The following is a 6,000-nucleotide window of genomic DNA, read 5'->3' as shown; positions in this document are numbered from 1 at the left end:
TCTCAAAGGCTTCCGCGGCATCGCCACCAGGTATGACAAGACCGCCACCTCCTACGAAGCAGCGGTCAGTCTCGCGTCATTCCTGCTCTGGGCAAGATCCGTTTGAAGACGGACCCTAGTTCTCGACGTCCAGGGCCGTCCCGTACAGCCGTTCCACCCGCAGTCGGATGACGGCCCTGCGCTCGGTGACGAGTTCCTTGAAGAACGCCTCCTCGTCCGTGGGCCGCGCCGCCGCGGGGATCATCCCGAGCAGCTCCCGTCCGACGGCGTCGCCGGGAACCGTCGTCGGCCCGGAGACCTCGGCCGTGCCCTCGGCGACGGCGAACGACCAGACGTCGCCGCCCTGGACGTGCAGCGCCGCGTGAGGGTCGCGCCCGAGGTGCTTGGCCTTGGCCCGGTCGGCCGTGGTGGACATCCGAACGACACGGGCCGCGGGGTCCCAGTCGTAGAGCATGGTGGTCAGGTGGGGGTGGCCGCTCCGCCTGACCGTGGCGAGGGTGCCGAATCGCTGCTCGCCGAGCAGGGCCGACAGTGCTTCGTCCGACAGGGGCCGCGGTGCTGGTCCTTGAGTCATGGCAAGGTCAACTCCATTGACCCCCAAGGTATTTCACCCTCGTGCCCACCCGGGGCCGCCTCGGATTCCTATGGCACGCACAGGCCATTGCCATGGCATCCTAAAGTGTTGACGAAATCGTCGGGGGTATGGTCAACGAAAATCACGGACACAAGCCGCGCACCCGGGCCGCACACCGCTCCCGCCGGTGGTTCATGAACAAGGCCCTGCTCGCGGGCGGCGTCTCCGCCGTCGCGGTCATGGGCGGATACGTCGCCACCACGGCCGACGCCGAGGAGACCGGTTCCGCGGACGCCGCGGCGAGCCCCACCCCGTCGGGGCCGCCCCCTGGCGGCGGCTTCGGCCAGACGATCGCGTACGACGACTTCGTCGGTGTCACCACGGACGGCACTGTCCTCGGTGACCTGTACGCCGTCCATTCCACCGGTGTCTCCACCGTTCCGGTGGTCCGCGCGGCCCAGGCCTTCGTCGCCTCGCTCACGGACGAGCAGAAGGCGGCCACCCTCTACGACGTCGACTCCGACCAGTGGCTCGACTGGACCAACGTCGACTCCAACGACCGTGACGGGGTCGCCCTGCGCGATCTGACCGAGAAGCAGTACGCGCTCGGCACGAAGCTGCTCAGGGCGGCGCTGTCGGCCCGCGGTCTCCGGCAGGCCAACGACATCCGCAAGCTCAACCAGTTCCTCGGCGAGTACGAGGGCGACACCTCCAAGGCGCTCAACGAGGACGCCTACTGGTTCACCGTCATGGGCACCCCGTCGGCGACCGGGGCCTGGGGCTTCCAGTTCGAGGGGCACCACCTCGTCATCAACTACTTCGTCCTGGGTGACCAGGTCGTGATGACGCCGACGTTCATGGGCTCCGAGCCGACGAAGATCACGTACGAGGGGAAGCACTACCACCTCTTCCGTGAGGAGACCCTGGCCGGGCTCGCGCTCCTCCGCTCCCTGGACGAGACGCAGCTCGCCCAGGCGCTCTCCACGGCACAGAAGTCCGGCACCGACCTCATCGCCGGCGCCGGCCAGGACAACGCGGTCATCCCCTACGCGGGCGTCAAGGGATCGGCCCTGAACCGCAGGCAGCGCGCACTGCTGCTCGACCTCGCCGAGGTGTACGTCGGCTACCAGGACGAGGGGCACGCACGGGTCCGGCTGCGCGAGATCGAAAGGCATCTCGACGACACGTACTTCCACTGGATCGGCGAGCACGACGACGACTCGGCGTTCTACTACCGCGTCCACAGTCCCGTCGTACTGATCGAGTACGACGCCGAGTCCCCGCTCGGGTACCACGAGAGCGACAGCGACACGTCCGCCCCGCCTTCCGCCTCCGCGGACGCCACCGCCTCCGCGTCCGCCTCGGCCTCCGCGAGCGCGGGACCCGGCGGACCGGGCGGCCCCCAGGGCACCCCGACCCAGCAGCACATCCACACCATCGTCCGCACGCCCAACGGCAACGACTACGGAGTGGACCTCCTCGGACTGCACCGGGAGACGGACCACTGACGGTGACGTGGCTCCGCTCGGCGAGGACCTGCGAGCTGCACGTTTTCGAAACCGTCACAAGATCGTCACAGGTGCTGCGCAGCCCCGTTTCCTTCTGCGAAACTCGCGGTTCATCCGTGGCCCGCGGCGCGCGTTCTCCCTCGGCACCGGACCGGTGCCGAGGGAGAACGCGCGCTGTCGCGGCCGCCCGAGAGGACGAGGTCACGACACGCACCGGCGACGTCGTGACCTGAAAGCAAGGAGAACCACCACATGGGCAAGCGCGTTGCGCTGTCTGTCGCCGCCGCGTTCGGGGTCGTGGGCCTCGTGGCCCCGGCGGCCCACGCCGACGGAGGCTACGGCGACACCGAGATCCTCGGTGTGACCGTCAACCACGGCTCGGACGTCGTCATCGGCACCACGGCCGCGAAGACCTTCGACGTGACGATCCACGCCTACGACGACTCGGGCCTGCTGTCGGCGGACACCACCCTGGAGGGTCCCGGCGCCGGGTACACGAGCGACGAGACCATCTGCGAGACCGACAGCGAGTGCACGCACTCGTTCACCTTCGACCCCCGGGTCGACCTGTACAACGACCAGGCGGGCACCTGGTACGTGGGTTCCTGGGTGGACGCGCTCGACGACGACTTCCGCTGGGACGACCGCATCGACAGCTTCCGCCTCAAGCGCGCGAGCACGCTGACGGTCAACGCGTCGCCGGAGCCGGTGACCAAGGGCAGGACCCTCACCGTCACGGGCACGCTCAAGCGCGCGAGCTGGGACGACTACAAGTACCACGGCTACACCGGCCAGTCGGTCAAGCTCCAGTTCCGCAAGAAGGGCTCCAGCACCTACACCACCGTCAAGACGGTGAAGACCAGCAGTACCGGGACCCTGAAGACCACGGTCACCGCCTCCGTCGACGGCTACTGGCGCTGGAACTTCGCCGGTACGACGACCACCGGTGCCAAGACGGCCACGGGTGACTACGTCGACGTGAAGTAGGACCGGCGCCACTCGCTCGCACGGCTGTCCCCCCGTCCGGCGGGGCGGGGGGACAGCCGTGTCGTGTTGTGCCGCCGTCGTCGTGTGCCGCCGCGGCGGCCGGGCGCGTCAGGCGAGCGTGACCTCGACCGGCAGCTTCTTGATGCCGTTGACGAAGTTGGACAGGACGCGGGGCGCGTCGCCGGCCAGCCTGATGTCGGCGATCCTCGGGATCAGCTCCTCGAACATGATGCGGATCTCGGTGCGGGCGAGCAGGTTGCCCAGGCACAGGTGCGGGCTGCCCTTGCCGAAGGTCATGTGGTCGTTGCCGGTGCGCGTGACGTCGAAGTCGTAGGGGTTGCCGAAGACTTCCTCGTCACGGTTGCCGGAGGCGAACCACATCACCACCTTGTCGCCCTCCTTGACCTGCTTGCCGCCGAGTTCGACGTCCCGGGTGGCGGTGCGGCGGAAGTGGTAGACGGGGGAGGCCCAGCGCAGGAACTCCTCGACCGCGCCCGGGATCAGGGACGGGTCGTCCTTGAGGCGGGCCAGCTGCTCGGGGTGCTGGAGGAGCGCCAGCATCGAGTGCGAGATGGTGTGGCGGGTGGTCTCGTTGCCGGCCACGACCAGCAGCAGGAAATAGTTGTCGAAGTCCTGCTCGGTCAGCGGGATCCCGTCGCGCGGAACGGTGTTGACCAGCTTGGAGACCAGGTCCGTGCCGTTGCCGCCGCGGCGCTGGCGGGCCAGCTCCCGCCCGTACTCGAAGACTTCGAGGGAGGCGGGCGAACGGAACGGCAGGTCGCGGTACTTGTCGCTCTCCGCGCTGTGCAGCAGCACGTCCGCGTAGTCGGGGTCGGTGTTGCCGATGATGCGGTTGCCCCAGTCGATGAGCTGCTGGTTGTCCTCCGGCGGCACGTCCAGCAGGCGGGCGAGGACGTTGATGGGGAAGTCGGCGGAGACGTCGGAGACGAAGTCGAAGGTCCCCTTGGCCAGGGCCGCGTCCAGGGTCTGCGCCGTCAGACCGCGCAGGAAGTCGCCGTAGCTGTTGATGACGCTCGCGCCGAACTGGCGCTGGATGACGCTGCGCATCGCGCGGTGGCGGACGCCGTCGAGCTCCAGGATGGACGCCCGCTTCTTGATCTGGTCGTCGTCGAGCTCCTCGAGGTTGACGAACTTCGACGAGGTGAACGTCTCCGCGTCACGGTCCACCCGGGCGATGTCGGCGTGCCGGGTGACCGCCCAGAAGCCGGAGTTGGGGGCCTCCTCGGGCTGCCAGTGCACCGGGTCCTCGTGGCGCAGGGTGTGGAACATGCGCCACGGCTTGATGCCGTCGGCGAAGTTGTCGAGGTTCGCGAGGTCGACCTCTTCGAGCGGCAGCGGCTCGGCGAGCGCGGCGCGCAGTTCGGCCTGGGTGGTGGGCGTGGCGGGAACGGTGGGGCTGGTCATGGTGGTTCTCCTGGGCGGGGTTCGGCGGGCTCAGAGGTGGTAGGCGTACTCGGTGAACTCCCAGTCGGTGACGTGCCGCCCGAAGCGCTCGACCTCGTCCCGCTTGTAGGTCAGGAAGGACGTGGTGAAGTCCTTGCCGAGGATGTCGGTCAGGGCGGTGTCGGCCTCCAGCGCGTCCAGCGCGGCGGACAGGTTCGTCGGCAGCAGGGCGGAGCGGGTGGTGTCGTAGCCGTAGCCCTCCAGCGGGGCCTCGGGCTCCTCGCCGGCCAGGACGCCGAGCAGCGCGGCGGCGATGGTTCCGGCGATCAGCAGGTAGGGGTTGGCGCTGGCGTCGCCGAGCCGCAGTTCCAGGCGGGCGCCCGAGCCGCGCTCCGGCGGGATGCGGACCATGGTGCTGCGGTTGTCGAGGCCCCAGTCGATCAGCCAGGGCGCGAGGGTGTCGGGTCCGAAGCGCTTGTACGAGTTGACGGTGGGGTTCGCGAGCGCGGCGAGCGCGGGGGCGTGGGCGAGGATGCCCGCGATGGCGTGGCGGGCCGTGGCCGACAGGCCGTGGGCGCCGGAGGGGTCGTCGAAGACGTTGCGGCCCTCGGTGTCCTCGCAGGACAGGTGGAGGTGGAAACCGGAGCCGCCGGCGTCGCCGAAGGGCTTGGCCATGAAGGTGGCGAGGTTGCCCTCCTGGCGGGCGAGCTCCTTGACGGCCGCCTTGAAGCGGAAGGCGCGGTCGGCGGCGTCCAGGGCGGAGGAATGGGTCAGGTTGATCTCGTACTGGCCGCCGTCGAACTCGTGGTTGCCGGTGACGACGCCGAGGCCCAGGTCGCGCAGCGCGCGCAGGGTGCGGAGCAGGTGGTTGCCCGGGTCGGCGCGCAGTCCGGCGGTGTAGACGGCGCCGGTGGTCTCGGGGGCGCGGCGCCAGCCGGTGGGGGTGTCGGGGGCGGGCTCCAGCAGGAAGTACTCCAGCTCGGGGCCGACGACGGGGCGCAGTCCCCGCTCGGCGCACCGGGCCAGGACGGTCCGCAGCAGGTCGCGCGGTGATTCGGGGGCGGGGGCCGAGGTCGCCGGGTCGGTGACCTCGCCGAGGCAGGTCGCGACCCCGGGCTCCCACGGCAGCACGGCCGCCGTGGACAGGTCGGGGCGTACGGACACGTCGGGCAGGCCGGCGTCCAGGCCGCCCGCGACGGGGACCACGTCGCCCTGGGGGGTGGTGTGGTAGACGGCGCGGCAGAAGGCCAGTCCGTGCTCGCAGGCCGAGGGCAGGTGGTCGAGCAGGACGTCACGGGCGCGGTCGGTGCCGATCAGGTCGGGATAGACGACCCGGACCACGTCGACGCCCTCGGCGGCGAGCCGCTCCATGTGCCGGCGGATGTCTGGGGTGTCGGATGCGCTCACCGTTGTCTCCTTGGCGGAAAGGTGGGATGTCCCCGTGGTCTGAGGCGCAGGGGACGCGTGGTGTGCAGAGAACGGGAGCCGGGGTGCGGGGGAGGCGGGGATGCCGTTCGGATCAGCCCG

The 6,000-nt window shown here is 69.9% G+C and carries 5 protein-coding genes; 2 read left to right on the top strand and 3 right to left on the bottom strand.

Annotation, left to right across the window (positions count from 1 at the left end):
- Nucleotides 1-115: 115 nt before the first annotated feature.
- Entirely contained in the window at nt 116-574 is a 459-nt protein-coding gene (locus CW362_RS17710; RefSeq protein WP_103550447.1) for a pyridoxamine 5'-phosphate oxidase family protein, read from the bottom strand.
- A 128-nt stretch (nt 575-702) separates the two neighbouring features.
- On the opposite strand from CW362_RS17710, the gene CW362_RS17705 reads away from it, so the two are divergent.
- Together CW362_RS17705 and CW362_RS17700 are read left to right on the top strand one after the other, a co-directional pair.
- On the top strand, nt 703-2,082 hold the full coding sequence (locus CW362_RS17705; protein ID WP_240657847.1) for a DUF3500 domain-containing protein: 1,380 nt from the start codon (nt 703-705) through the stop codon (nt 2,080-2,082).
- Nucleotides 2,083-2,334: 252 nt separating this feature from the next.
- The gene (locus tag CW362_RS17700) at nt 2,335-3,069 is read left to right on the top strand and encodes a calcium-binding protein (RefSeq protein WP_103550446.1); all 735 of its coding nucleotides are present in this window, start codon (nt 2,335-2,337) and stop codon (nt 3,067-3,069) included.
- A 108-nt stretch (nt 3,070-3,177) separates the two neighbouring features.
- On the opposite strand, the gene CW362_RS17695 is transcribed toward CW362_RS17700, so the two are convergent.
- Together CW362_RS17695 and CW362_RS17690 are read right to left on the bottom strand one after the other, a co-directional pair.
- A complete protein-coding gene (locus tag CW362_RS17695; RefSeq protein WP_103550445.1) occupies nt 3,178-4,494 on the bottom strand; it encodes a cytochrome P450 in 1,317 nt (438 codons plus the stop codon).
- Between the two features lie 30 nt (nt 4,495-4,524).
- Nucleotides 4,525-5,880, bottom strand: a complete 1,356-nt coding sequence (locus CW362_RS17690; protein WP_103550444.1) for a glutamine synthetase family protein — start codon at nt 5,878-5,880, stop codon at nt 4,525-4,527.
- Between the last annotated feature and the right edge of the window lie 120 nt (nt 5,881-6,000).

It is taken from the genome of Streptomyces populi, assembly GCF_002911015.1.
Classification (GTDB): Bacteria; Actinomycetota; Actinomycetes; order Streptomycetales; family Streptomycetaceae; genus Streptomyces; species Streptomyces populi.
The sequence above is the reverse complement of the archived record's forward strand: the minus strand, read 5'-3'. Positions and strand labels throughout refer to the sequence as shown.